The following is a 488-nucleotide window of genomic DNA, read 5'->3' as shown; positions in this document are numbered from 1 at the left end:
ATTTCGATGCGCTGAAAATGGGTGTGCAAATGACTTTGAACGAGCTGCAAAAAGCATTTGATGCCACACATATTAAAGAAATCAACCCGCAACCGGGCGACAAACTTGATCCGCACCAACATCAAGCGATGCAGGCAGTCGTCAGCGAGCAAGAGCCGAATACCATCGTCAGCGTGATGAAAAAAGGCTATACATTGGCCGATCGCGTACTGCGTCCTGCGATGGTTGTTGTGGCGAAAAAAGAAGATTGAAGGCACCGCTTGATAAAGTTTATCAAGCATAAGATCTTCAGACGGCCTTATCCGGTTTCAAATCCTGATGTTCCGCTATTGGAAAATCATTCCGATAAACCGGAATCGGAAAATTAAAGCCAGCCGTCTGAAAAAAGAATAAACGGCTTGTGGATAAATAAATCAAGTACTTGAATTTAATTTAAAAAAAAATTCAAATTAAGCCTTGAAAAAAAATGAAGCAACCTTATTTACAAG

General features: G+C 41.0%; 1 protein-coding gene. It reads left to right on the top strand.

Annotated elements, in window-relative coordinates; genetic code table 11:
* The coding region (grpE, locus tag ACTHUM_RS19090; RefSeq protein ID WP_440403849.1) for a nucleotide exchange factor GrpE at nt 1–251 on the top strand (251 nt) is incomplete at its 5' end.
* Nucleotides 252–488 lie beyond the last annotated feature (237 nt).

The sequence above is a fragment of the Neisseria sp. P0021.S006 genome (genome assembly GCF_051956895.1).
This window is presented reverse-complemented; position numbering and strand designations above follow the sequence as displayed.